This is a genomic window from Pseudarthrobacter sp. N5, assembly GCF_050157035.1.
Lineage (GTDB): Bacteria > Actinomycetota > Actinomycetes > Actinomycetales > Micrococcaceae > Arthrobacter.
On sequence record NZ_CP189593.1, the window covers coordinates 2,450,254 to 2,472,554 of the forward strand.

Below are 22,301 nucleotides of genomic sequence, written 5' to 3' on the forward strand. Positions count from 1 at the left end.
AGAGAACGGATTTTCTCATACGCTAAGGTCTTGGGGGGGGTGTGTCGTATATGAACGTTTTAGCCACATCGCTCGAAATATACGACAGGGACAACATCGCCCTGATCCTCATCGGCATGCCTGGAATCGAAAAGTTCTTCAGCCGCTATCCCCAGCTCTACAGCAGCGTCGGCTTCGCCCACGAATACCGTCCGCTCGCTCAGGACGAACTCCATTTCGTGCTCGAGCGCCGGTGGCGCAAACTTGGCCTGACACTTGATCCGGAACTTCACCGACGCCCAAGCCGTAGCCGCAGTCGCGCGGATCACCCGCGGCAACTTCCGCCTCATCGCCTTTCACCCAAATCGAGCGCGTCATGAAAATCAACGAGCTGGGCCACCATCACCGACGACGTCGTCGAAGCGGCCCGCTCAACTCTGGTCATCGGTATCAGCTAAAGCCGCCACGTGAACTGTAAAAAAGCCGCCATTCCCAACCGACAGTCACACCCTTGGGCCGGGGACCATTGCGCGGAAAAGTAGCCGCTAAGGATTGTTGTGGGCGGTAACGGTCGCTGGCGCTGTTCGTTGAGTGCGCGCCTTCCCGGCATCCTGCCACAGGCAGTGGCCTCCCTGAGTGCCGCAGCCGTGACAGCCCAGCGGGACGACTGCCGCGGATAAGGCGGCAAGAGAGCAGAAGTGATAGTAGGAGGAGTACTACTATTCCTACTACTTTTACGGAGTTCCGCCGATGTCCCAGTCAGCCAAAGACCGCGTGTACGCCGCCGGCGGCGCAGATCAGCGAGGGACCAGAACCCCACCGTCTCCAACGCCGGCTCCACCCGCTACCTCAAGTGCAGGGTGATCCATCAGATGGCGGCTGAGAGGTCAGTGCCGCGCGGTGTGGGCATCGGCTGGTCCTGCTGGTGGCTTCCCTGCCTTTGCTTCGGGATCTCGTTCCGGAATTATGCCGGTGATCGGCTGTGCGGATGACTTATTGTTATTGTCAGGGCTTTTCGCTCACTGGTCCGGTCCGCCGGGCCCGAGCCCCTGCGCCGTCCTTGGCCCGGAACCATAGCCGGAACCCCTGAGAGGCTCCGGCATGGGACGGTCAGCTCGCGGCCTGCTGGGTTCGGGTGTGGGCGAGGCGATAGGAGTCGGTACCGGTTTCGATGATGGTGCCCTTGAACGTCAGCCGGTCAACGATCGCCGCGCAGAGCCGCGGGTCGGTGAAGGTTTTCGTCCACCGGGAGAACGACTCGTTTGTCGCGATCGCCACAGACGCTTTCTCTTCACGCTCGGTCAGGACCTGGAAGAGCAGCTCCGCGCCACGCTTGTCCAGTTCCATATAGCCAACTTCATCAATACAAAGCAGATCCACCCGCCCGTACCGGGCGATGGTTTTGGCGAGGACTTTCTCATCCTCTGCCTCGACCAGTTCATTCACCAGCCTGGTGGCGAGAATGTACTTCACCCGGAACCCTTTCTCCGCCGCCGCGGTGCCCAGGCCGATCAGGAGATGGGATTTGCCTGTCCCGGAGTCCCCGATCAGACACAGTGGATGGCCCTTGCGGATCCAGTCCCCGGTGGCCAGGGTATTGATCGTGGCCTGGTTGATGTTCTGGTTCGCGTCGAAATCGAAATCGCCCAACCATTTATCGCGGGGAAAGTTCGCTGACTTCACCCGGCGGACGGATGAGCGCCGGTCCCGGTCGTCACACTCGGCCATTAACAGCTCTGCCAGGAACCCCTGATAGGAGAGCTGCTCCTTTCCCGCCACCGTGAGTGCCTCGGTCAGGACCGCCCGGATGGTGGGCAGCCTCAGGCGCCGGCAGGCCTGATCCACGGCCGCCGTCGCGGCCTCCTCCGTCAGCCCGCGGCGGCGGCGCAGGGTATTGGAGACAACGACGGGGTTGGTCGGGCTCATGAGATGTTCTCCTGCACGGTCGGGACGGGTGGCGTGGTTCTGCGGGTGAGGAGTTCGTCATAGCCGGCCACCGACGGCAGAGGCCGGTTATCCGGCGGCAGGCCGGCAATGACTGCTGCCGGATCGGCCAGACGGCGCTGGGTGAGACTGACAATCTTGTGCTCACGCAGATCCGTGATTGCACCGGAACCGCAATCGGGCCGGACCCACCCCGCACCGTCGCGTTCAGAGGCGGCCAGGCGCGCTTCAACGGCGACCACGTCAGCTGTGACGGCGCCGACCTGCAGGGCTGCGGTGATGCCGGCGATCACGTCGGCAGCGTCCATGCTGCGGTGGAGCAGCAGGACATCGACCAGCTCACGTGTGGCCTCCGAGTCACCGTCGGTCCGCCTGGCCGCGGCCCAGAACGCGTCATGAGCGGGTGTGAACACGCCGGCGGCCCGGGCCTGCGCCAGTGCCGTGGACCCAGGCAAAGCACCCGGCTTTATTCTGAGTACTTCCAGATAATGATCGAGTTCCACGCAACTGCCTTCACGGGAAACGACCCGGGCGTGCCGGGCAATAGGGGTGCGTCCGTCAAAGACAACGACTTCGGACGCCTTCAAGGAAACCCGGACCCTACGGCCGATGAACCGGACCGGCACGGAGTACTTCACCATCCGAACCCGGATCAGCGACGACCGGTCAACCCTGGGAGTCAGCACCAGCCCTGGATCAAAGGCCTCAGCAGGCAAGGGATTGAGCAATGGCCGCTCGGCATCGTAGTCATCGGCTACCGGGCGGAGTTTCCCGCTGATCCGGCGCCGGTCATCAGCCTCGTCCCAGGCAATGATCTGCCCGTTCAGTTCCGCCAGCGACTCAACCGCAGGCACCGGGGAAAGATGAGTGCGCCGGAATCTGCCGATTTCGCCTTCAACACCGCCCTTCTCGTGGGCGCCCGACAGTCCTGGTTCGCAATAGAAAGGGTCAAAATTATGGTGCGATCGAAACAGTACCCAGCGGTCGTTCTCCACCCGTCCCCGCCCCGTTCCCAGAACTGTCTTCACCGCGGCCGTGAGGTTGTCGTACCGGATGTGTCGCGTCGGTATACCGCCGATCGTGGCGAACGCGTCAATATGGCCTTCCAGGAAGGCCTCCTGGCCCTGCGTCGGGTAGACCCGATGGACAGCCTTCCCCGAGAAGGAAAGCCGGAACGCGAACATGTAGCACTTCGTGCGGACCCCGGCCAGATCAACCCACACCTCACCAAAATCAACTTCAGCCTCAGCACCCGGGGCATGTTCCTGGGGAATGAACACCTCCAAAGATGTCTTGCCGGCCTCGTACTCGATCAGGGCCCGGCGGGCTTTCACATACTGGCGCACCGTCGAATACGAAACCTCTGCCCGGTGTTCATCGATGAGGCGGTCAAAGATCCGCTGAGCGGTATGCCGCTGCTTCCGCGGCGCAACCAGATCCTGCTTCAGCATCTCGTCAATGGCTGGCTTGAACTGATCCAACTTAGGGGCGCCCCGGACCGGGGTCTTTCGGCTCGGCGGCTCTGCCGATGCCAGCGCCTGACGAACCGTTCGCCGCGCAACACGATACTTCTTCGCCAATCCCCGGATGGACAGGCCATCCATTCGAGCTTCCCGCCGGATCTGAGCAAAAACATCCACCCTCGACTCCATCACTGCCTTCCACCATCGGAAAAACGCTCTGACGGAATCAACGGTGGGGTGGGCTCAAGTGAAACTGCGATTAGTGCTCCGGCGAGTCGCGAGGTGGGCTCAAGTCAGGCTGCCAAAGTGGTACCCATTCAAACTGCCATAATCAGTCATGCGCCTGAAATTCGCTTCCTAGATGTAGCGTTCCAGAGCGATTGCCGTGCCGCGGTGTTCGACCCCGCTGTTGGCGATCCTCAGGTGCCGGCTGGTGAAGAGCTGGAGCTGGTGCAGCTGTCCGGGGGTAAGGCGGTCGCACACCCAGTCCCAGTGCAGGGACACCACGTCCCCCACCGCCAGGCCGGCCACGAAGCCGGAGCCTGCCACTGCATATTTGGCCGTTTCCAGCTGGGCCTCGCCGAGCGAGAGGATCCTGCCGTCCCACGCCAGCGGACGGGAACGCACTACCGCCTCGTCTCCGGTGATGGCCAGGACGTCGCCCCATCTGATGCGGCATTTGTCCAGCACGTTCAGTGCCGTGGCGTAGCGGCGGTCATCCCGCAGCAGTCCCAGCCACGGGTAGACCTCAAAAACGTGGAAACTGTGGTGTGGGACGCCACCGGCCAGCACGCCCTCGACCAGGTGCGGAAACTGCCGTCCGGTGCGGGCGCGGAACCGCTCCTCCATGGAGTTGCCAACATTCGTGACGCCGATGCTATCCAACAGCGCGTTGCCCACCCAGTAGGCCTCGACGACGCGGTGGTCCAGCGGATCGCGGATGCCCGTGGCCGCGGCGATGAGTTCCAGGTAGGGCCACGCACCGGCGAAGCCTTTTGCCAGCTCGCGCAGTCCCGGGTCGGTCACGCCGGATTGTCCGTAGTGAAGCAAGGCGTCACTGTCCGGCGGCCCGCAACTGCCCCGGGAGTTGGGCGGGTAGGCATAACGGACAAACAATTGGGCGCCATCGATAACCATGTTCTGGCCTCGTTCCCTAAGGATGTTACCTGACGCTAGCATCTCCCCCGGCGGGCCACAAGGAATCCCCCGGCGGACCCGCCGGACGGTTCCACCGCCAGCCGGTCAGCTTCCGCTTCGTTGACAGCGTTGATACCCGGGTGCATGCTGGAGGCCTGCACGCCCGGCGTGCAAGACGATCGTTTCCCTCGTACAGGAGGTGGGCGTTGGATCCCGGTGAGATTGTCCGGCGCTCGGTGTTGCGCGGCATCATTCTTGGCGGTGGCGCGGTGCTGCTGTCCGGATGCGGCCAGCCCGGTTCATCCGCCGGCACCCAGCCGCCAACGGTGGCGGCCGCGGATCCGATCAGTGTCAAGGACCAGCGAGGCAAAACCATCACATTCAGCGGGCCCGTCACCCGCGTGGTGACCATACCGATGCCCGCGGCATCCCTGCTGGTGGCCGTCGACCAGGGCGCGGACCACCTCGCAGCAATGCACAATGCGTCCTGGATCGCGATGCGGGACGGCATCATGGGCCAGCTCCATCCGGCGGCACTGAAGATCCCGCATGACATCGCGACCCAGGATTTCACCCCCAATGTGGAAAGCGTTCGGGCCCTGGACCCGGACGTCGTCGTGCAGTGGAGCGATTCCCAGCTCACCGCCCCCCTGGAGAACGCCGGGCTGAAGGTTGTTGGCCTGAACAATACCGGGACGCAGCAGGATGTTGACGCCTGGATTGCGCTGTTCGCCGCGATGCTCGGCAAACCGGACCGGGCCACGCAGATCAAGGCCCGCAGCGATGCCGAGCTCAAGGAAGTACAGTCGGCGGCCATCGGACGCACCCAGGCCGGCCCGCGCATCCTGTATTTCAACCGCTTCACCGGCGGCCTGAAGGTGGCGGGAACCAACAGCTATAACGACTTTTACATCAAGCTGGTGGGCGGTACCAATCCCGCCTCCGGCCAGCAGGGCGTCAAGGGCTCCGGGATGGTGGGGGTGGACGTGGAGCAGGTGCTGGCCTGGGATCCGGAGGTCATCCTGCTGGGCAACTTCGACGGCGCGATGCCCAATGACATCTATTCCAACCCCATCTGGCAGACCATCGCCGCGGTGCGTGCGCGGCGGGTCTACAAGGTGCCGCTGGGAGGCTACCGGTGGGATCCGCCCGGGCAGGAATCCCCGCTGATGTGGCATTGGCTTTCGGACATCAGCTTCCCCCAGCCGCAGAAATCCCAGCTGCGGAGCAAAGTGGCCGGCTACTACGATTTCCTCTACGCGCGCCAGCCCAGCCCGGCGCAGATTGACAAGATCCTTTGGACCGATGTGAACGGCCGGTCGGCCGCCTACGGGCAATTCGATGCTTCATGAGCCGCGCACCGGGTGGCCGAGCGGCGGGGATCCGCCCGGCAGGCCCGCATCGGGCGAACCCTCTGGCCGCCTGAACCGGCGTCAGCCCTCCGGCCCGCGTCAGCCCTCCGGCCGGAGGCCGGCCCTGCGCGCCCCGGGCGCGGTGGCGGGGACCGCCGTCGTCCTTGTCGTTGTGGGTTTACTGGCGCTGGCGATGGGACGCTACAACGTTCCGTTCTGGGATGTGGTGCAGACCTTGGCCTCGCGCCTGGTGCCCGGCAGGTCGCCGGTGAGCGGTGCGGAACAGAATGTGGTGCTGCTGGTCCGTCTCCCCCGGGTGCTGCTGGCCCTGCTGGTGGGCGGCGGGCTGGCGATCGGCGGGGCGGCGCTGCAGGCCATTTTCCGCAATCCGCTGGTCAGCCCGGACATCATCGGCGTCTCCGCAGGAGCGTCATTCGGAGGCGCGCTGGCCCTGCTGCTTGGTGTGGGCTCCGCGCTGCTGGTCGGTTCTTCGTTCCTGTTTGGCCTGGGCGCGCTGGGACTGCTGGTCCTGATCACCTCGGGCAAGGGCGGCACACCCATGCTGATGATAGTGCTGGGCGGTGTGGTTACCGGGTCCTTTTTCTCGGCCCTGGTTGCCCTGGTGACCTACATTGCGGACCCCTTCACCACACTGCCCGCCATTGTCTTCTGGCTGCTGGGCAGTGTGGCATCGGCGACCTACGCGCAGGTGCTGGTGGCTGCGGGACCGGTGCTGGTGGGCACGGTTGTGCTGCTGGCGCTGCGCTGGCGCATCAATGTGCTCTCGCTCGGGGACGAGGATGCGGCCGCGTTGGGGCTGCGGCCACGGACGCTGCGCTGGGTGGTGCTGGTCTCGGTGGCCCTGATTGTGGCCGGTGCGGTGGCGGTCAGCGGTGCGATCAGCTGGGTGGGGCTGGTGATTCCGCACCTGGCCCGGATGTGGGTGGGACCGGACCACCGTGTGCTGCTGCCGGTCTCCTTCCTGATGGGCGGGGCGTACATCATTGCGGTGGACACCATCGCCCGGACAGCGACGGCCGGGGAGATCCCGCTGGGAGTCCTCACCGCACTGATCGGCGCCCCGGTTTTCTTCCTGCTGCTGCGGCGCAACCGGGACAGGATCTGGGACAGTGCTTGAGCTGGCCGGCGCCGGCTTCGGTTACTCCCGCCAGAGCTGGGTGTTCCGCGGACTGAGTTTCACGGTTCCGGCCGGGACCGCCACTGCCGTGCTTGGACCCAACGGCGCCGGCAAGACGACGCTGGTCCGCTGTGCCGCCGGCCTGCTCAAGCCGCAGGAGGGCCAGGTGCACCGGCTGGACACCGTGGGATACGTGCCGCAGGCGCACGGCAGCGCATTCGCGTACCGGGCGTTGGACATGGTCCTGATGGGGCGTGCCCGGAAGGTAGGAGTTTTCCGTTCGCCGGGTCCCTCGGACACCGCGGCGGCGGCCCGGGCGATGGAACGGGTTGGCATCGGCGCGCTGGCGGACCGGCTCTTCCCCACACTCAGCGGCGGCGAGCAGCAACTGGTGCTGATTGCCCGGGCCATCGCCGCGGGCTGCCCCATCCTGGTCCTGGACGAGCCCGCCACCGGGTTGGACCTGAAGAACCAGGCCCGGGTACTGACACTGTTGCGTGAGCTGCTGGCGGATGGCTTGTCCATGCTGCTCAGCACGCATCACCCGGACCACGCCCTGTATCTGGCAGATTCGGTGGTGCTGATGGGCCGGGACCGCGTCCAGGCGGGCACGGCTGCCCAGCTGCTCACGGCCCGGGAGCTGTCCGCACTGTACGGCGTCCGGGTCTCCACGGTTGATTACGACGACGGCGGGCAGTCCCGGCGCACGGTGGTGGCGCACTTCGATGTGGCCCCGCCCGGTACCCCGCCAACAGGTTGAGGTGGCAGCTCGCGCCCATGTCTTTCGAAAACATGGGCGCGAGCTGCCACCTCAACGGGGGTTGGGGGGGCTTGAGGACCAAGCGGAAAGTCATGCTAAGCCGGTGGGGCCAGGTAGTAGAGGTTCTGGTCGGCGCCGCTGTTACGCCGGGTCACGGCGCTGGGGTGGGGCGTCGTCCGATGCTTGCTTTGTCGAGGTGGCCGTAGATCGTGGAGGGCGGGACCTGAAGCAGATCGTCGATGCGCTGAACGGTGTGGTCCCCGGCGTCGTAGAGCTGTTGGGCGTGGTGGGCCTGGTCGGGGGTGAGTTTGGGGCGTCTTCCTCCGGTTCGTCCGCGGGCGCGGGCGGCCGCGAGGCCGTCGCGGGTGTTGGCGATGATGAGTTCTCGTTGGAGTTCGGCGAGGACGGAGAGCATCCCGAACATGGCCAGCCCTTCCGCGGTCGTGGTGTCGATGCCCTGCTCGAGGACACGCAATCCCACACCACGTTCCCGGAGGGCTGCGCCGAGGGTGACGAGGTGGAGTACCGACCGGCCAAGTCTGTCGAGGCGGGTGATGACGAGCTGGTCACCGGCCCGGTTGGCGGAGGTGAGGGCCTTGTCGAGCTCGGGCCTGCTGGCTTTGGCACCGCTGGCGCGGGCGAGGGCGTCCGTTTGGTGGTCGGGGTTTTGGTCGGCGGTGGAGACGCGCGCATATCCGATCAACATGTGTCGCTAATACCCGTAGCACAGGGCTTGCCGACGTTGATTTCCGGCGCGCGTTTTCGACATGGATTTCGCGGCGTGTCGCCGGCAGGGACGGGGTGTCGGTAGATGGTCGTTTTCCGACACCCCTTATTGGCCGATTTCTGTAGCGATGCCTAGGTCGCATCAAAGAGACGGCGTGCCCGTTGCAGGTCGACGTCCCAATCGCCCAGGTCGAGGAAGAATCTGCATTGCCACTTCTGAGACCGCTTCGCCTGGGGGTTTTCCGTCGCTGACCACGGCGGATACACCCGAAACCCGCGCTTCCCGCCAACGCCACTAATAGCAACGATCCCGCGCTCAACGAGCGCGCTCTTCGGCAAAACAAAGAGCCCGAAGTTGTCGCCCTCTCGAACTGCGATCACCAGCGACTGCGAACCGTCTTCGGCCGACAATGGTTCGGTTGACCCGTCACTGGCGCGCCGCCACACCGTGACGAACAATCCCACTTTCGTCGGTGTCAGCTTGCCCGCCCGAAACCGCGTCTCGCCGGTGACTGAGACCACAGCGCCGTACTCGGCGTTGTCGGGCTCCGGCGCCACCGCCAGACGCCCCGCACCGAGTCGATCACACACCTCAATCGCAACAGCCACATCCGGATGAAGAACAACAGACACCACAACAACTCCGATCAGCACGACTCTGGGGGAAAGTCACCTCCCCACAGTGGTCCCAGCCTAGTTTGTGATCACGCAACACCCCACTCAGATGGTCTCGCCTTAGATTGCCATCCTGGGTCCGAGTTCAGTTGACATTGTTACCCAACTTACTAGCCTACGATGCGATCCGTTTTCTGCAGCGACCCCTCTCAGGCTCTTCTTACTCCCCGTCGCTGTCGCGGTGGTCGGGATCGCGCAGAGTGCGCCGGCCGCCGGCGAGGTCCGGAAGTTGGAAGGAGTAGTGACCGTGGACGTTGATGTGCCGGCGCACGTACGCCGACAGGCGGACGACATCGGCATCGAGCACCGGGTAGCCCTGTTCCCGCAGCGCGGTCAGGGCGTGGTCGAGGTAGACCGTGTTCCACAACGTCACACAATTCAACACAAGGCCCAGGGCGCCGAGTCGGTCTTCCTGCCCGTCACGGTACGCCTGGTGGAGCTTGCCCTCGCGGCCGTGGAAGATGTGCCTGGCCAGGGCGTCGCGGCCCTCCTGGAGGTTGCGCATCGCTTTCATCTCCCGGCGGTAGGCCGGGTCATCGACGAAGGTGAGGACGTGCAGGGTCTTGAAGATCCGGCCGTAGTGAGCCACCGCGTTGCCCAGATCGGTCGGACGGCCGTCGCGTTGCAGGATGCGGATCACATCGTGGGCGGAGACCTCGCGGGTGTGGATCGAAGCGGCGATCCGGCAGATGTGCGGCCAATGCCGGCGGACCTTCTCAACGTCGATCTTCCCCCGGGCGGTCCTGTCGAGCCGGCCGTAGTCGGCTGAACGGTTGATCCGCCAGAGCTTGGCGTCGGGCAGGTCCGCGAGGACCGGCCGGTAGTCGAACCTCAGCAAGGTGACCAGTCCGAACACGATGCCGGAGTAGGAACCCTGGTTGGTGATCAGCTCCTCGGGCCGCTGGCCGCCGTCGGGGTTGTAGAGCAGATCCACAAAGTGAAGGGTGTCCTTCGGCGTGCCCGGCACACCCTCGGCCGCCAGCCCGACGGACTGATCGGAGATCATGTTCAGCCAGGTCACGTCTTCATGTCACTTAGCCTTGATCCACCGACGGTCTGATTGGCCGGCCCGCGTTTTTGTTTGGATGCGTGGATCGGGGCTTGGGGCGCTTCATTTTCCTTGAAAAGACAGGCATTCTCGGTTAGGCCGCCGTCAGCGCCCCGATCGTCATCGGTGGACCAAGGCTTGGAGATCACCCCGCGCCGGAATTCGCAGTGGCCGATCGCTGACCGCCGCCTTCACGGGAACGACGACGGCGTCACGTCAGTGCGGCCCTCGTCCGCTGGTTCGGCGCCGGCCCAGGATTGGGAGCAGATGTGACAAGACCCGCCGCCACCTCCCGTGGTACTTGTCTTATGTCCAGCCCGGACCCTCCCCGCTGGCCCACGACAAACCGAAGGATGGAAATGCGCAGCGCCACGATGATGACCAGGAAGTCTTTGATTGTTGGATCCGGCCTGGGATTGCTGGCACTTGTCACAGCCTGCACCAAGTCCGCCCCCGGCACTGGCACCGGCACCGCGGCATCCTCCCAGGCGCCCCATTCTTGGTCCTACGAAGGGGCCGAAGGGACCGAAAACTGGGGCACCCTGAGCTCCGACTTCGGCTCCTGCTCGTCCGGGACAGCCCAGTCCCCCATTGATGTGCGGAGCGGCTCCGTGCGCTCCCGGCCGCCGCTCACCCGGGCCTACTCGGCGTCGGAAGTCGAGGTTACGGACAACGGCCACACCACCGAGCTGCGCGCCCTCAAGCCCCAGAGCATCACCGTCGGCGGCAAGCAGTACGCCTTCAAGCAGATGCACTTCCATGCCCCGTCCGAGCACACGCTGAACGGCGTCCGGCACGAGGCCGAGTTCCACTTTGTCCACCAGGCCGACGACGCCGGGCTCGCCGTCGTCGGGGTCCTCGCCACAGCGGGGGCCGTCAATGCGGCGTGGGCGCCGTTCATTGACGCGGCACCCACCGCAGCCGGCGGGCAGAAGGTGGCGGCCGGCATCGTCGACCTCGCGGCACTGTTCCCGGCGTCCCTGGACCACTTCGCGTACGACGGCAGCCTCACCACTCCCCCCTGCTCGGAAAGCGTGCGCTGGCTGCTGCTGGAGACGCCCATCGAGCTCGGAGCGGAGCAGATCGCCACGCTGCGGACGGCCCATTCAGGCAACAGCCGGCCGGTCCAGCCGCTGAACGGCCGCGACGCCGTGCAGGTCGACCAGTAGGGCTCAACCGCGCAGCGCGCGACGGCGGCCCTGGCCCACATGCCCTCAGGTGTTTTCGCGGCGAACTCGGCCTGGCTGGTTACCGCGGTCATGGCCTATAACCTCACCCGCGCCGCCGGGCTCCTCGCCGCAGGTCCGTTCGGCAAGGCCAGGACTGGCACGATCCGCCGCAAACTCATCCACGTCCCGGCCCGCATCGCCACCAGCGCCGGGAAAATCCGCCTTCATCTCCCAGAAGCCTGGCCCTGGCAAACACCATGGCAGACCCTCTTCGACCACCTCTACCCGCCGCCGCAATCGGTGTGAACCCACACCAACCAGCCACACGGCGCAACCAGGACCACCAGTGGAACCCTAACGGCAGCAAGGCCGACCATCCCGGCATGCCCCCCAGTCCGCAAAACCGCCGATACCGGATTCAGACCATCTGCTCAGGCCGCTCGGTGGATCAAGGCTTAGCCACGCCGCATGTCACTAACCTCCGTGGGTAAAACACTTAGCCCCGTCGGTGCCGGGCGGCAGCCAATTGCATTTGCAGGCACCTGTTGGCCGCTTCAAGTTCAAGGACGACGCGGACACCGGCCAGGTTCAGACCATCCTCGAGCAGTGCGCTGATCCGGCGCAGGGTCACCAGATCCTGTTCACTGTAGCGGCGTGTTCCCCCGACTGTCCGCCCGGGTTCCAGCAGGCCTTTGCGCTCATAAAGTCGGAGGTTCTGCTGACCTGTCCCCACCATCTCGGCGGCGACCGAGATGGCATATACCGCCGTCCTTCTCCCGGTGTCTGGCTCCATCAGATCCTCATCAAAACCCTGGAAAAACCCGTTGCGCCAGTTTCACTCCAGTGCTATAAAAATATATTCCAGCCACAACAGATAAGCGCCTGGAACTGAATGATTAAGGAACGATTTGTAAGGAGTGAGGAGACCATGCTGATGCGTACCGACCCGTTCCGCGAGCTCGACAGGCTCGCCCAGCAGGTCCTCGGCACCACAGCCCGGCCGGCCGCCATGGCTATGGACGCCTGGCAGGACGGGGAAGAATTCGTCGTCGCCTTCGACCTGCCCGGCGTTGCCGTCGATTCGGTGGACATCGATATCGAACGCAGCGTCCTGACGGTGAAGGCCGAGCGCAAGGACCCGGCGGGTGAAAAGACGGAACTGATCGCCGCCGAACGGCCCCGCGGTGTCTTCAGCCGCCAACTTATCCTCGGCGATGCCCTGGATACCGACGCCGTCAAGGCCAGCTACGACGCCGGGGTGCTGACGCTGCGGATCCCCGTGGCCGAAAAGGCCAAACCGCGCCGCATCGAGATCGCATCCGAGAAGAACCAGCGCCAGGAAATCAACGCCTGATCCCCAGGGTCAGGCCCGCAGGACCGGGAGCATTGGACCGGCCGCCGTAAGAGTAAAAGGGCGATGCACACAGTAGCCACGCCACCGCGCCAGTTGCGCACCGAAATAAGCGGCCCCCGACGATGCCTCCCGCACCGATGGTCCCCCGGCCCCACGGGCCGGGGACCATCCCCACACGTCAGCACCCAGCCCTCCCGGGGCCCCTGGCGCGAACAGGAAACGAACAGCAGACGAAAAACCCGGACCATGAAAGAACACAGCCCGGATCCATACGACGTTCTCCACTCGGGTCCAGCAGGGACCGCCGGTGACGTAACACGCGCCTACCGGGCCCTGATGCGCACCCATGATCCCGACACCACCCCGGCCGAAGCCGTGCCCGCAGAACGGGAGTCCAGAGCACAGGAACTGCACGACATCATGGACGCCTATGCCGTCCTGGGGGACCCCGGTAAGCGGCCCGCCCTCGACCGGCAGCGGCAGAGGCCTCCATTGCCGGAGCCTGGACCTCCGCACCGGCCCGCAGACAGCAGGCCAGCGGCTCGCCAGAACCGTCCGACTGGACCCTGATCGGGGCAGCAAGACTGAACCACCCGCCGCCCTAGGCGGGTACCGGATTCTCTTGTGGATACACCGATGAATCCGACACGGCCTCCCCGTCCGCCGCACCGTCCACCACACCGACTGGAAAGGAAACTGCCATGAGCGCCTGGCATCCGTACGATGACCAGCTGATGCCGGCGTTTTACGAACGGTTTGAACAACGCTGGGGCAAGGGAACGGCCCCGTTCTTGGACCCCGAAGTCCACGAACAACCCCTGCCCCGGGCCCAATGGATCAACGCGGACACCGGTGCTGCGGTAGCTGTGGTCCCCATCTGGGCCGAAGACCCCGGGCACCGATCCTTCGGCGTCTTCTACCTTCCGCCCGCCGGGGACATCTGGGTACTGCGCCCCGGGCACACCCCCTATACCGAGGCAGGCAAGACGAACACCGAAGAACAGATCACCCTCCGCAACGATGCCTTCAGAAAGGCCGTAGACCACGCGAAGGCATTCATCTACGGCACCCAACTGTAGGACAGTCGTGCCCCCGTGGCGGCTGCAGTTCACTGGGGTGCCAGAGATTAACGGGTCAGGCGGCCAGCCGGGCTGCCGGCGCAGGGACCGGGGTGTAGGTGGTGCCGTCGCGGAGCATGGCCCGGAGGACGTTGAGGCGGCGCCGGGCCAGGGAGAGCATGGCCTGGATGTGGGTTTTACCTTCGGTGCGTGTGCGGTCGTCGTAGATCCGGGAGGCGGGACAGCTTTTCAGGGCCGCCAGCCCGGAGAGGTAGAACACCCGGAGGAGTCGGCGGTCGTAGCGCCGGGGGCGGTGGTGGTTGCCGGTGATCCTGCCGGAGTCCCGGGGTGCGGGTGCGAGTCCGGCGACGCCGGCGAACCGGTCCGCGGTTTCAAAGAGGTCTCCGCCGGTGGCGCCGAGGAACTCCGCGGCGAGGACCGGACCGAAGCCGGGCATGCCCAGCAGGGTCCGGGCGTGCCGGTGCTCGGAGACCTCCACGCCCTGGTGCGCACGGCCCGCAGGCCCGTCTAGCGCATGATCGCGCCCCCCGTCGGGGCGGAGACCTCCACGCCCTTGGCATTGAGCATCAGGGTCAGCTGGTCACGGCCGGCACGGCCCTTATCTATCTCGAACAACCCGGTAACCCCAGCGGCCAACTGCTCGTGCCGCACAGCCCGCGGCGACGGGCCGGCCGGGTTACGCCACCGGTAGAACGAGCCCCGGAGACCTTCAAGGCGCGGCACAACCACGCGATCGGATGGTTCGCCTTCTCCGCTTCGATGAACCGGTAGAACTCCTCTACCGTTGCATCGCTGCAAAGAAGGCGCTGACTTTTCCCAGGAACTCAACGTCCTGCTTCAGCTTGGAAATCTCCCCCAACGCCTTCTGCTGCTCCTCCCAGGACACGGGTGCCTTCTCCTCGCCGGCGGCGAACCGTTCCGGATGATCCTCCGGTACTTGCGCACCCAGTTGCCCAGCGTGCCCACGTTGACCCGGATATCGACGCACACCTGGGCGATCGGACGGCCTGAGGAACTCACCAGCTCAACGGCTTCGTCCCTGAACTGCTGCATATATTTCTTTCGGTCGGGCATGCGAGAAAAGGCTCATAACAAGCTGTCTCACAAAACCATACGGCCGCAGATGGTCCCCGAGGCCGGATTACCCGGCCCCTCGCATGTGTATATCAATGCGCAACATGTAGCGGAGAGCGCAACACACTCTAGAATCCTGTCTGCCCGCTGTGATAGACAGTGGAATGTCGATAGCGGACATCCGTCCGCATTCCGAGATGCTCAAGGGAGATATACATGGTCCATGCAGTCAAAGGCGTCGTAGTCCGTTCCAAAGGCGCCCCGGCCACTCTCGAAACCATCCTGGTTCCGGATCCCGGGCCAGGCGAGGCACTTGTTGACATCCTCACCAGCGGCGTCTGCCACACCGACCTGCACTACAAACTGGGTGGCATCAGCGATGACTTTCCGTTCCTGCTAGGCCATGAAGCCACCGGCGTCGTCAGCGCCGTCGGCCCGGACGTCACCGATGTCGCCCCCGGGGACCGTGTGGTCTTGAACTGGCGGGCAGTCTGCGGCACTTGCCGGGCATGCCGCCGCGGTCAGGCCCAGTACTGCTTCAACACCCACAACGCCACCCAGAAGATGACGCTGGAGGACGGCACCGAGCTCTCCGCTGCCCTGGGCATCGGCGCCTTCACCGAAAAGACCCTCGTGGCTGCCGGCCAATGCACCAAGGTAGACCCCGACGCCGATGCTGCCGCAATCGGCCTGCTCGGCTGCGGTGTGATGGCCGGCCTCGGCGCCGCGATCAACACCGGAGGTGTCAAGCGCGGTGACTCCGTGGCTGTCATCGGCTGCGGAGGGGTTGGCGTTGCGGCCATCGCCGGAGCCGCGCTCGCCGGCGCCACCACCATCATTGCCGTGGACATCGATGCCAAGAAACTCGAACGGGCAAAGGGACTCGGCGCCACCCACATTGTTGACTCCTCGTTAAGCGACCCGGTGGAGGGCATCCGGGAGCTCACCGGCGGTTTCGGCGCAGATGTGGTGATTGACGCCGTCGGACGTCCCGAAACGTACAAACAGGCTTTCTATGCCCGGGACCTTGCCGGCACAGTGGTACTGGTGGGTGTCCCCACACCGGAGATGACCCTCGAATTGCCGTTGCTGGATGTTTTCGGCCGCGGTGGCTCGCTGAAATCCTCCTGGTATGGCGATTGCCTGCCGTCCCGGGATTTCCCCATGCTCATCAGCCTGTACCGCCAGGGCAAACTGGATCTGGACGCTTTTGTGACCGAGCGGATCACCATTGACCAGATCGAGGAAGCCTTCGACAAAATGCACGCCGGTTCTGTGCTGCGCTCTGTGGTGGAACTGTGAACGCTGGCGCGGACGTAAAGGACAGTGCCGTAAGGATTGACCGGCTGGTTACCTCCGGGACGTTTTCCCTCGACGGCGGCACCTGGGACGTGGATAACAACGTGTGGATCGTGGGGAATGACTCCGAGTGCGTTGTCATCGATCCCGCACACGATGCGGCGGCGATCGCGGCGGCGGTGAACGGCCGCGCGGTCAAAGCCATCCTGCTCACGCACGGCCATGACGACCACATCGGCTCGGTAGGTGTTTTCCGGGACCTGGTGCAGGCCCCCGTCCACCTTCACCGGGCGGACTGGATGCTCTGGCACAGCGTTTACCCGGACGTCGATCCGGACGCCGCCATCGCAATGGGTGAAACCTTCGGGGTGGCTGGTGCCACGCTCAAGGCCCTCCACACGCCGGGCCACTCTCCGGGATCAACGTCCTTCTATCTGGAAAGCGAGGGCACCGTCTTCAGCGGCGACACACTGTTCCAGGGCGGGCCGGGAGCCACTGGGCGATCATTCAGCGACTTCCCCACCATCATTGACGCCATCCGCACGGAGCTGCTGACCCTCCCGCCGGAAACCGTGGTCCGGACAGGCCACGGCGAATCCACCACCGTCGGGGCCGAGGCCACGCAGCTGGCGGAATGGATTGCCAGAGGGCACTGACTGCCGTCCACCTTTGCGGAGTTATGCCTCCAGGCTGCTGAACCCGGCGTGCCGGATGGAGGCGTAACCCGCGTAGGTGGAGATCACGGCGTTCTCGATGGCCTGGACATCCAGGTGCGGCACGAGGTCGTTGACGGCTCCGGCCGTGGCCGGGTCCCATTCCAGGCCCAGAGCCGCATAGCTGTCCGTCAGAACGCCGCGGATCGGTGCGGAGTTCTCCACCACAATCACGGAGCTGAACAGCCAGCCACCGGCCACCACCCGCTGGGCGGTACCAATCAGCTTGACCAGGTGTGTGGGGAACTCCGGGTCCATGGCGTGCACGCTGAATTCGCCAGGGCAGTATTCACCCGGGATTTCACCAACAGCGGCGTGGACACCCGCGCTCCGGAGAGCCTCGGCCAGCAGTTCCCCGAAGAAGGCAAACCTGCGCTTGGCTCCGGCAATCGCATCCGCATTGGGTTCCACGTGGTCGATCACCAGCGTTCCCTGGTGATAGGCGGCGGCTCGTCCTCCGGCCTTGCGCACCAAGGGTTCAAAGCCGTGATCGCGGCAGGCCCGGGCCGCTGCTTCAAAGCCGGGAAGGTGGGTGTCACGCTGGCCGAAGGCAACCGTCGGTTCGGGCCGGTACAGCCGCAGGGTGGGGCCGATCCGGCCTGTCTTCGCCTGCCCCAGCAACTCCAGACCGAACTCGAGGTCCCTCGCAGCGCCCAATGAGTGTTCCTGCCGGACGACGGTCATTATCCGTGATCCGCCCACATGCTGCATGTTGCTAAGCTCCCTTTTGGTCATTCTGCAATTCCTGGTTGTCGCCGCCGCCTTCGCCGTTTGCCGATGCGGTCTGGCGCAAATCCATGAACCCGTTTTACCGGCGTTATGTCGGCGGATTGCTGGCGGATAAACCCAACTTAGGTTACGCAGTGCTCTTCTACATCATTTGCCCTGCAGCCGGCGCTCGACGGCGGTAGCCGGCTCACCGCCGTCGGCCGCGGGGCTGTTGGTGTCAGCTCCTGCGTAGCGTCAGGATCTGCTCGGCCCGGCCGAAGGGCCCGGCGAGATCGTGGAGAACGGTGGAGGTCAGGCCGATTCCGTCCGCGCCGAACGACACCGCATTATCCAGTCCCAGCCATTCCCCCTGGGGCCTGCGGTACATGTGGATCTGCAGGTCAAGGTTCGGGAACGCGTAGCTGTCCTTGCCGGGAGTCACACGCGCCGCAATCCCGTTGGCCGTGTCCACCAGGCCCATAAGCCGCGCCATGTCTCCGCTGTCTTCTGCGTCCGTCAGCGGATGTCCGGTGCGGAGCCAGACCTTCCCCGCGCCGGGGCGGTGACCGTCAGCCACGCGCATCTCGAGAGAGCGGATGTAACCACCGGGCCAGATGCTGGCGCCGTCGTACGGAACGCATTCATGAGGGGATGGGATGGTGGCATCTTCCACGGCGGCGACGGCGGAGGTATCGCTGGTGGCCAGACGCCACGCTGTTGCGCGGATGGCCGTGCGGCCGTTTGCCACCAGTTCGGCCTGCAGCAGCTCGATGGTCCTACCGGGCCTGAGCGTGGTGGTGTCGATGTGGAACTCGCCGCCGGGAATCAGTCCCAGAATCTCATAGCTGAGCCGGGCCATCCGCATGTCCCCGCGTGGCTCGTGCCGTTCCAGGCAGTCCGCCAGCAGTCCGGATGCCGGTGCCATGTGCTGTTCGTGCTCGTTCCAGGCCCCCTGGGCGTGGATGGTGGAGCTGTAGCGTCCATTCCCGAGCTTCTGATAATAGAAGCCGCCCACGGCAAGTTCCGGCAGTGCAGTGGTCAACGTCGACCCTTTCGCTGGTTCCGATTAAATCTCAACCAACTCTATCCGCGGAAGGAACCCGGCGTGACTGGCCCTGGTTCCCGGGGCCGGATCGGCCGCCCCGTTCCCCAACAATGTGCCACGGATATGCGCTCGGCCGTCATGATTCCGTGGTGCGCGATCAGCTGGGTAGACTCGGTGACTGGTTCCTTTTAGCAACCCTCGGAAGAGGTGTTCCACTGATGCGAGTTATTAGCTACAACCTGCGCAAGCACAAGGCGAGCGGCGAATTGGCCCACCTCGCAGGCAATTTCGAGATCGATGCCCTGTGCCTCCAAGAGTGTGATTCCGGTGATCTGCCGGAGACTCTGGGTCCGCTTCACCTCGCCGACGTGACCAAAGGAAACCGGCTCGGGCTGGCGATCTATTACCGTGCAGACCGCTTCACGGCCGTTGAGACGAAGTCATTTGCTTTGAAGAAGTCCTTGCACGACCGCGTGCTGGCGCCGGCCCACGAGCGGCTGATCGGAACACGCGTCATTGACAACGAGACCCAGCATGAGCTGGTCATCGGTTCCTTCCACGCAGCACCACTGACCGCCTCTAATTCCCTGCGCCGGAAACAGATCCATGCTGCGCATGCGGAATTGCTGACCATGGGCAGCGGGCTAATGACGCTGATGGTAGGAGATTTCAATTACCCTTTCTTCACCAAAAACCTCGATGCCCACATGAAGAATTCGGGATACGCCCTGACGCTCAGCGATCGCCGGACCTACACCCGGTACAAGGTCTTCAAGGGGCATTTCGACTTCGCCACATCCCTCGGCCTGGACATTGAAAGTGTGGAGACGCTGCCACGTGGTAAGTCTGACCACCTGCCCATCCTGGTGACCGCGGAGTACGGGGAAGACTACTGAGCCGGCCGGGAGCCACTACGCCCGCCATGGTTTCAGCCCGCCGCGGCCAGTTCCCGGAGGACCAGCGAGACCGCCTCACGGACAACGGTTCCGTCTTCACCGGTGCCCGGGTCTGTTGCCAGAACTGACGCGGCACGGCGGATGAACCCTTCCCGGTCGCCTGTTCCTGCCCGAAGCGCCCGGAGTGGATATAAGACGGCGGCACGCCGCAACCAGACGTCCGCTTCGCCAGCCCATCGGTCAAGGACTCCTTCCGCGCGGACCAGGCCCCGGCCTTGGAGTGCTTCGATCATGGGACCGATGACATCGACGGCGAGCGGATCCACCAGTGCGCGCAGTCGTGCATCCCGGACAAATCCCTCGATACGGGTCAGATCGGAGTTCTTCAGCAGACGGACGTTCGATTGCAACAGGACAACCGCGGCAAGGCGTCGCTCGAAGACAGGGATGGCCCACAGCTCGGAACCCAGCGCAGTGATCTGGTCATGCGTCAGTCGGGGATAACGGCGGCCGGCATCGCGGACCGTCCCCCGCACCGCGCCCACAGAGGAGCCATAGAACCGGAGCGCGCTGCCCGCTTCCCCTTGTGCCTGCTGTGCCCGATACCAATCCCCTTCGCGCTGCAGGGCGGTATCGATGAACTCGCCGGCATCGCTCACGTGACATGTGTCAGGGAGCGGCGCAGCGCCGGCCACGCCGCGGCAAAGCCGGGGTGCAGCTCCTTATGGCCAACGTCGGCGACCGGTACCCATTGCAGCTCGATGCTCTCGGGGTCAGTGATGGCCGGTTCGAAAGAGCTGATGACCTGTACGGCGACGGTGGTGTAGGACCAGTAACCGACGTCGAACACGGAGGTAAACAGCACACGGACAGCCTCGGACGGCACCGCTGCCTCTTCGCGGGCTTCACGGAGTGCTCCGTTTACAGCGTCCTCGCCCTCGTGGAGAGCCCCGCCGGGGAGACCCCAGGTACCGCCGTTGTGGCTCCAGACTGCGCGATGCTGGAGCAGAACGCCTTGGCCGGAGTCGTGTACCAGGACACCGGCAGCACCGAACAGGCCCCAAAAGCGCTCCTGGTCACCTTCAACCCAAGCATCCCCGGGATCCCTGGGTCCGTGGAACCGCGGGGGCTCGCTGGACGTGGCTGCGGTCAGATGTTCCATCAATCCAGTCTGGCATGCACCGGCCAATTCTCACCGCACAAAATCCTCATCGAACAAACCGGGCGTGCGCCACTCCTTCGGAGGCCACAAACTCTGCTAACTGGAGACCCGCAGGACCGCCGTCGAGGTTGTCAAAGAGCCGCTCGCCGCTGCCCAGCAGCACGGGCACCAGGGCCACGTGCAGCTCGTCGACCAGCCCGGCCCGCAGGTACTCCTGGACGGTTGCCGCCCCGCCGCCGAGCCGGACGTCGCCTCCGGCTGCCGCATCAAGAGCCGCGTCCAAGGCCGCGTGGATGCCGTCCGTGACGAAGTGGAACGTGGTGCCGCCCTGCATGGACACCGGTGGCCGGGCATGGTGGGTCAGGACGAATACGGGGTGGTGGTACGGCGGATTGTCTCCCCACCACCCCGTCCAGTCTTCGTTTTCCCACGGTCCGCGGTGGGGCCCGAACATGTTGCGCCCCATGATGGTGGCGCCGATCCCCTGGTCACCGCGTTCCAGGAAGACGTCGTCAACACCGGTGCTGCCGCCGTCGTCGCCCGTCATACGCCGCCCTGTGGCGGTACCGAACACCCACTCGTGCAGTCGCTGCCCGCCCACGCCCAGCGGGTGGGTGACGTCCTGGTGCGGTCCGGCTGCATAACCGTCCAGCGAGATCGCCAGATTGTGGACCCGTAGTCTGGCCATCAGTCGGCTGCCCTGCGGTTGCTGAAGAAGTCGCGCAGAACCGGCGCCAGGAGTTCGTTGGCCACCATGTGGTTCTGGCCTTCGATGACCTCCTTGCGGCCGTTCTGGACGGCGGCCGCCACCGCAGCGGCGGAAGCCTCCGCCCATGCAGGACTCGCACCGCCGTAGAGCGCAAGTGTCGGAACGGATATCCGCAAAAGCCGCTCCGCCGGGACCATGCTGTCTCCGGTGAGAGCCAGATCGTGGGGCAGAGTGTGCGCCAATGCCGTCAGGGCAGGCCACCACGGAGCCTGTTTGATGCCCTCATCAAAGTCCCCGCCTGTGTGCCGGATGAATTCCTCCACAGCCTTACCCTGGTCCCCCTGATCTACCAGGGACTGCACCTTTTCTGCAAACAGCTCCCAGGATTCTCCAGCGTCCGGCCGGGTGAGGTACGGCGGCTCGTAAGCCACGATCTTGCTGACAGGGATGCCAGCCGCGCCGGCCTCCAGGGCAAGGATGGCTCCGGAGGAATGCCCGTACACGACCGCCGGGGTTCCAACCGCGGCCACCAGTGCGGCAAGGTCTTCAATTTCACGTTCGACGGCGTACGGCGCCGTGTCGGTGCTCTCACCTCGTCCGCGGCGGTCGTAGCTGACCACCGAGAAGTCCGCTGAGAGCAGTGGCACCAGTGCAGCGGCCGACTGGCGTGTGTTCAGCGCCCCGCCTATGACAATGAGGGGAGTCCCGCTCCCGGTGTGCTCGTACGCGATGGTGGTTCCGTCTGCGGACTGGACTGTGTCAGCCATGAAATTCTCTCCCTGGGGTGTGCGGCAATCCCGGCAGTCCACTTCTACGCCTACACCGCCGGATGTTCAAGAGTCACCAACTACGGAAGTTGTCGGGTTGCATC

The 22,301-nt window shown here is 64.8% G+C and carries 25 protein-coding genes and 3 pseudogenes; 12 read left to right on the forward strand and 16 right to left on the reverse strand.

All coding sequences use genetic code 11. The annotated features are described in order from the left end of the window. Positions 1–80 precede the first annotated feature (80 nt). Positions 81–437 (forward strand): annotated as a pseudogene (locus ACQCST_RS11790) (AAA family ATPase); the annotation flags it as partial. A 652-nt stretch (positions 438–1,089) separates the two neighbouring features. Here ACQCST_RS11790 and istB read toward each other — a convergent pair. From istB to ACQCST_RS11805, 3 genes are all read right to left on the reverse strand, one after another. Continuing rightward, the gene (istB, locus tag ACQCST_RS11795; protein WP_426995970.1) at positions 1,090–1,905 is read right to left on the reverse strand and encodes an IS21-like element helper ATPase IstB; all 816 of its coding nucleotides are present in this window, start codon (positions 1,903–1,905) and stop codon (positions 1,090–1,092) included. Next, entirely contained in the window at positions 1,902–3,575 is a 1,674-nt protein-coding gene (gene istA / locus ACQCST_RS11800) for an IS21 family transposase (RefSeq protein WP_426999161.1), read from the reverse strand. The genes istB and istA overlap by 4 nt, the downstream gene beginning before the upstream one ends. Before the next feature lie 168 nt (positions 3,576–3,743). Next, entirely contained in the window at positions 3,744–4,523 is a 780-nt protein-coding gene (locus ACQCST_RS11805) for a DUF6390 family protein (protein ID WP_426995971.1), read from the reverse strand. A 206-nt stretch (positions 4,524–4,729) separates the two neighbouring features. Between ACQCST_RS11805 and ACQCST_RS11810 the strand changes: the two genes are divergently transcribed. From ACQCST_RS11810 to ACQCST_RS11820, 3 genes are all read left to right on the forward strand, one after another. Continuing rightward, entirely contained in the window at positions 4,730–5,875 is a 1,146-nt protein-coding gene (locus ACQCST_RS11810; protein ID WP_426995972.1) for an ABC transporter substrate-binding protein, read from the forward strand. Positions 5,876–6,047: 172 nt separating this feature from the next. Next, on the forward strand, positions 6,048–7,013 hold the full coding sequence (locus ACQCST_RS11815) for a FecCD family ABC transporter permease (protein ID WP_426999162.1): 966 nt from the start codon (positions 6,048–6,050) through the stop codon (positions 7,011–7,013). Further along, positions 7,006–7,773, forward strand: a complete 768-nt coding sequence (locus ACQCST_RS11820) for an ABC transporter ATP-binding protein (protein ID WP_426995973.1) — start codon at positions 7,006–7,008, stop codon at positions 7,771–7,773. The genes ACQCST_RS11815 and ACQCST_RS11820 overlap by 8 nt, the downstream gene beginning before the upstream one ends. Positions 7,774–7,924: 151 nt before the next feature. Here ACQCST_RS11820 and ACQCST_RS11825 read toward each other — a convergent pair whose 3' ends face one another. The 3 genes from ACQCST_RS11825 to ACQCST_RS11835 all read right to left on the reverse strand — a co-directional run bounded on the left by ACQCST_RS11825 (position 7,925) and on the right by ACQCST_RS11835 (position 10,195). After that, positions 7,925–8,479 (reverse strand): recombinase family protein, encoded by a 555-nt coding sequence (locus ACQCST_RS11825; protein ID WP_426995974.1) that lies wholly within the window; start codon positions 8,477–8,479, stop codon positions 7,925–7,927. A gap of 152 nt (positions 8,480–8,631) precedes the next feature. After that, positions 8,632–9,153, reverse strand: coding sequence for a MepB family protein (locus ACQCST_RS11830; RefSeq protein ID WP_426995975.1), 522 nt, complete (start codon positions 9,151–9,153; stop codon positions 8,632–8,634). A 181-nt stretch (positions 9,154–9,334) separates the two neighbouring features. After that, positions 9,335–10,195: a Tn3 family transposase gene (locus tag ACQCST_RS11835; protein ID WP_426995976.1), complete on the reverse strand. Its 861-nt coding sequence runs from the start codon at positions 10,193–10,195 to the stop codon at positions 9,335–9,337. Between the two features lie 386 nt (positions 10,196–10,581). On the opposite strand from ACQCST_RS11835, the gene ACQCST_RS11840 reads away from it, so the two are divergent. Together ACQCST_RS11840 and ACQCST_RS11845 are read left to right on the forward strand one after the other, a co-directional pair. After that, a complete protein-coding gene (locus ACQCST_RS11840) occupies positions 10,582–11,391 on the forward strand; it encodes a carbonic anhydrase (protein ID WP_426995977.1) in 810 nt (269 codons plus the stop codon). Positions 11,392–11,415: 24 nt separating this feature from the next. Further along, positions 11,416–11,697: pseudogene (locus ACQCST_RS11845) on the forward strand (transposase); the annotation flags it as partial. Between the two features lie 190 nt (positions 11,698–11,887). Here ACQCST_RS11845 and ACQCST_RS11850 read toward each other — a convergent pair. Next, positions 11,888–12,184: a MerR family transcriptional regulator gene (locus tag ACQCST_RS11850; RefSeq protein ID WP_426995978.1), complete on the reverse strand. Its 297-nt coding sequence runs from the start codon at positions 12,182–12,184 to the stop codon at positions 11,888–11,890. Between the two features lie 135 nt (positions 12,185–12,319). Between ACQCST_RS11850 and ACQCST_RS11855 the strand changes: the two genes are divergently transcribed. The 3 genes from ACQCST_RS11855 to ACQCST_RS11865 all read left to right on the forward strand — a co-directional run bounded on the left by ACQCST_RS11855 (position 12,320) and on the right by ACQCST_RS11865 (position 13,824). Next, positions 12,320–12,745: an Hsp20/alpha crystallin family protein gene (locus tag ACQCST_RS11855; protein WP_426995979.1), complete on the forward strand. Its 426-nt coding sequence runs from the start codon at positions 12,320–12,322 to the stop codon at positions 12,743–12,745. Positions 12,746–12,991: 246 nt separating this feature from the next. After that, on the forward strand, positions 12,992–13,315 hold the full coding sequence (locus ACQCST_RS11860) for a DnaJ domain-containing protein (protein WP_426995980.1): 324 nt from the start codon (positions 12,992–12,994) through the stop codon (positions 13,313–13,315). 131 nt (positions 13,316–13,446) lie between these two features. Beyond that, the gene (locus ACQCST_RS11865; protein ID WP_426995981.1) at positions 13,447–13,824 is read left to right on the forward strand and encodes a hypothetical protein; all 378 of its coding nucleotides are present in this window, start codon (positions 13,447–13,449) and stop codon (positions 13,822–13,824) included. A 55-nt stretch (positions 13,825–13,879) separates the two neighbouring features. Here the strand turns inward: ACQCST_RS11865 and ACQCST_RS11870 are convergent. The 3 genes and pseudogenes from ACQCST_RS11870 to ACQCST_RS11880 form a co-directional block, all read right to left on the reverse strand. Beyond that, positions 13,880–14,338, reverse strand: a pseudogene (locus ACQCST_RS11870) (transposase); the annotation flags it as partial. Continuing rightward, positions 14,332–14,553 carry a hypothetical protein gene (locus tag ACQCST_RS11875; RefSeq protein WP_426995982.1) on the reverse strand — a complete coding sequence of 74 codons (222 nt, stop codon included), beginning with the start codon at positions 14,551–14,553 and terminating at the stop codon, positions 14,332–14,334. The gene ACQCST_RS11875 and the pseudogene ACQCST_RS11870, both read right to left, overlap by 7 nt. Before the next feature lie 108 nt (positions 14,554–14,661). Further along, a complete protein-coding gene (locus ACQCST_RS11880) occupies positions 14,662–14,898 on the reverse strand; it encodes a transposase (RefSeq protein ID WP_426995983.1) in 237 nt (78 codons plus the stop codon). Between the two features lie 216 nt (positions 14,899–15,114). Between ACQCST_RS11880 and ACQCST_RS11885 the strand changes: the two genes are divergently transcribed. Further along, on the forward strand, positions 15,115–16,200 hold the full coding sequence (locus tag ACQCST_RS11885) for an S-(hydroxymethyl)mycothiol dehydrogenase (RefSeq protein WP_426995984.1): 1,086 nt from the start codon (positions 15,115–15,117) through the stop codon (positions 16,198–16,200). Continuing rightward, positions 16,197–16,853 (forward strand): MBL fold metallo-hydrolase, encoded by a 657-nt coding sequence (locus ACQCST_RS11890; RefSeq protein WP_426995985.1) that lies wholly within the window; start codon positions 16,197–16,199, stop codon positions 16,851–16,853. Before ACQCST_RS11885 ends, ACQCST_RS11890 begins: the two co-directional genes overlap by 4 nt. A gap of 21 nt (positions 16,854–16,874) precedes the next feature. Here the strand turns inward: ACQCST_RS11890 and ACQCST_RS11895 are convergent, their stop codons facing one another. Both ACQCST_RS11895 and ACQCST_RS11900 read right to left on the reverse strand, forming a co-directional pair. Then, positions 16,875–17,621, reverse strand: coding sequence for a lipoate--protein ligase family protein (locus ACQCST_RS11895; protein ID WP_426999163.1), 747 nt, complete (start codon positions 17,619–17,621; stop codon positions 16,875–16,877). A 235-nt stretch (positions 17,622–17,856) separates the two neighbouring features. Beyond that, a complete protein-coding gene (locus ACQCST_RS11900; RefSeq protein WP_426995986.1) occupies positions 17,857–18,660 on the reverse strand; it encodes a thioesterase family protein in 804 nt (267 codons plus the stop codon). A gap of 221 nt (positions 18,661–18,881) precedes the next feature. Between ACQCST_RS11900 and ACQCST_RS11905 the strand changes: the two genes are divergently transcribed. Beyond that, positions 18,882–19,559: an endonuclease/exonuclease/phosphatase family protein gene (locus ACQCST_RS11905; protein WP_426995987.1), complete on the forward strand. Its 678-nt coding sequence runs from the start codon at positions 18,882–18,884 to the stop codon at positions 19,557–19,559. Between the two features lie 32 nt (positions 19,560–19,591). Here ACQCST_RS11905 and ACQCST_RS11910 read toward each other — a convergent pair whose 3' ends face one another. From ACQCST_RS11910 to ACQCST_RS11925, 4 genes are read right to left on the reverse strand one after another with little or no spacing between them, the layout of a single operon-like run. Next, positions 19,592–20,218, reverse strand: coding sequence for a DNA alkylation repair protein (locus ACQCST_RS11910; protein ID WP_426995988.1), 627 nt, complete (start codon positions 20,216–20,218; stop codon positions 19,592–19,594). Beyond that, on the reverse strand, positions 20,215–20,721 hold the full coding sequence (locus ACQCST_RS11915) for an NUDIX domain-containing protein (RefSeq protein WP_426995989.1): 507 nt from the start codon (positions 20,719–20,721) through the stop codon (positions 20,215–20,217). Before ACQCST_RS11915 ends, ACQCST_RS11910 begins: the two co-directional genes overlap by 4 nt. A 46-nt stretch (positions 20,722–20,767) precedes the next feature. Beyond that, positions 20,768–21,409 carry a dihydrofolate reductase family protein gene (locus tag ACQCST_RS11920; protein ID WP_426995990.1) on the reverse strand — a complete coding sequence of 214 codons (642 nt, stop codon included), beginning with the start codon at positions 21,407–21,409 and terminating at the stop codon, positions 20,768–20,770. Further along, complete coding sequence (locus ACQCST_RS11925; protein ID WP_426995991.1) at positions 21,409–22,197, reverse strand: alpha/beta fold hydrolase; 789 nt, start codon at positions 22,195–22,197, stop codon at positions 21,409–21,411. The genes ACQCST_RS11920 and ACQCST_RS11925 overlap by 1 nt, the downstream gene beginning before the upstream one ends. Positions 22,198–22,301 lie beyond the last annotated feature (104 nt).

Bases quoted from the DNA above. Each gene is read 5' to 3' on its own strand.
- ACQCST_RS11865 (WP_426995981.1), top strand. From the start codon at position 13,447: ATGAGCGCCTGGCATCCGTACGATGACCAGCTGATGCCGGCGTTTTAC.
- ACQCST_RS11860 (WP_426995980.1), top strand. From the start codon at position 12,992: ATGAAAGAACACAGCCCGGATCCATACGACGTTCTCCACTCGGGTCCA.
- ACQCST_RS11880 (WP_426995983.1), bottom strand. From the start codon at position 14,898: ATGCCCGACCGAAAGAAATATATGCAGCAGTTCAGGGACGAAGCCGTT.
- istB (WP_426995970.1), bottom strand. From the start codon at position 1,905: ATGAGCCCGACCAACCCCGTCGTTGTCTCCAATACCCTGCGCCGCCGC.
- ACQCST_RS11850 (WP_426995978.1), bottom strand. From the start codon at position 12,184: ATGGAGCCAGACACCGGGAGAAGGACGGCGGTATATGCCATCTCGGTC.
- ACQCST_RS11920 (WP_426995990.1), bottom strand. From the start codon at position 21,409: ATGGCCAGACTACGGGTCCACAATCTGGCGATCTCGCTGGACGGTTAT.
- ACQCST_RS11855 (WP_426995979.1), top strand. From the start codon at position 12,320: ATGCTGATGCGTACCGACCCGTTCCGCGAGCTCGACAGGCTCGCCCAG.
- ACQCST_RS11915 (WP_426995989.1), bottom strand. From the start codon at position 20,721: ATGGAACATCTGACCGCAGCCACGTCCAGCGAGCCCCCGCGGTTCCAC.
- ACQCST_RS11825 (WP_426995974.1), bottom strand. From the start codon at position 8,479: ATGTTGATCGGATATGCGCGCGTCTCCACCGCCGACCAAAACCCCGAC.
- istA (WP_426999161.1), bottom strand. From the start codon at position 3,575: ATGGAGTCGAGGGTGGATGTTTTTGCTCAGATCCGGCGGGAAGCTCGA.
- ACQCST_RS11885 (WP_426995984.1), top strand. From the start codon at position 15,115: ATGGTCCATGCAGTCAAAGGCGTCGTAGTCCGTTCCAAAGGCGCCCCG.
- ACQCST_RS11805 (WP_426995971.1), bottom strand. From the start codon at position 4,523: ATGGTTATCGATGGCGCCCAATTGTTTGTCCGTTATGCCTACCCGCCC.
- ACQCST_RS11905 (WP_426995987.1), top strand. From the start codon at position 18,882: ATGCGAGTTATTAGCTACAACCTGCGCAAGCACAAGGCGAGCGGCGAA.
- ACQCST_RS11895 (WP_426999163.1), bottom strand. From the start codon at position 17,621: ATGCAGCATGTGGGCGGATCACGGATAATGACCGTCGTCCGGCAGGAA.
- ACQCST_RS11840 (WP_426995977.1), top strand. From the start codon at position 10,582: ATGCGCAGCGCCACGATGATGACCAGGAAGTCTTTGATTGTTGGATCC.
- ACQCST_RS11925 (WP_426995991.1), bottom strand. From the start codon at position 22,197: ATGGCTGACACAGTCCAGTCCGCAGACGGAACCACCATCGCGTACGAG.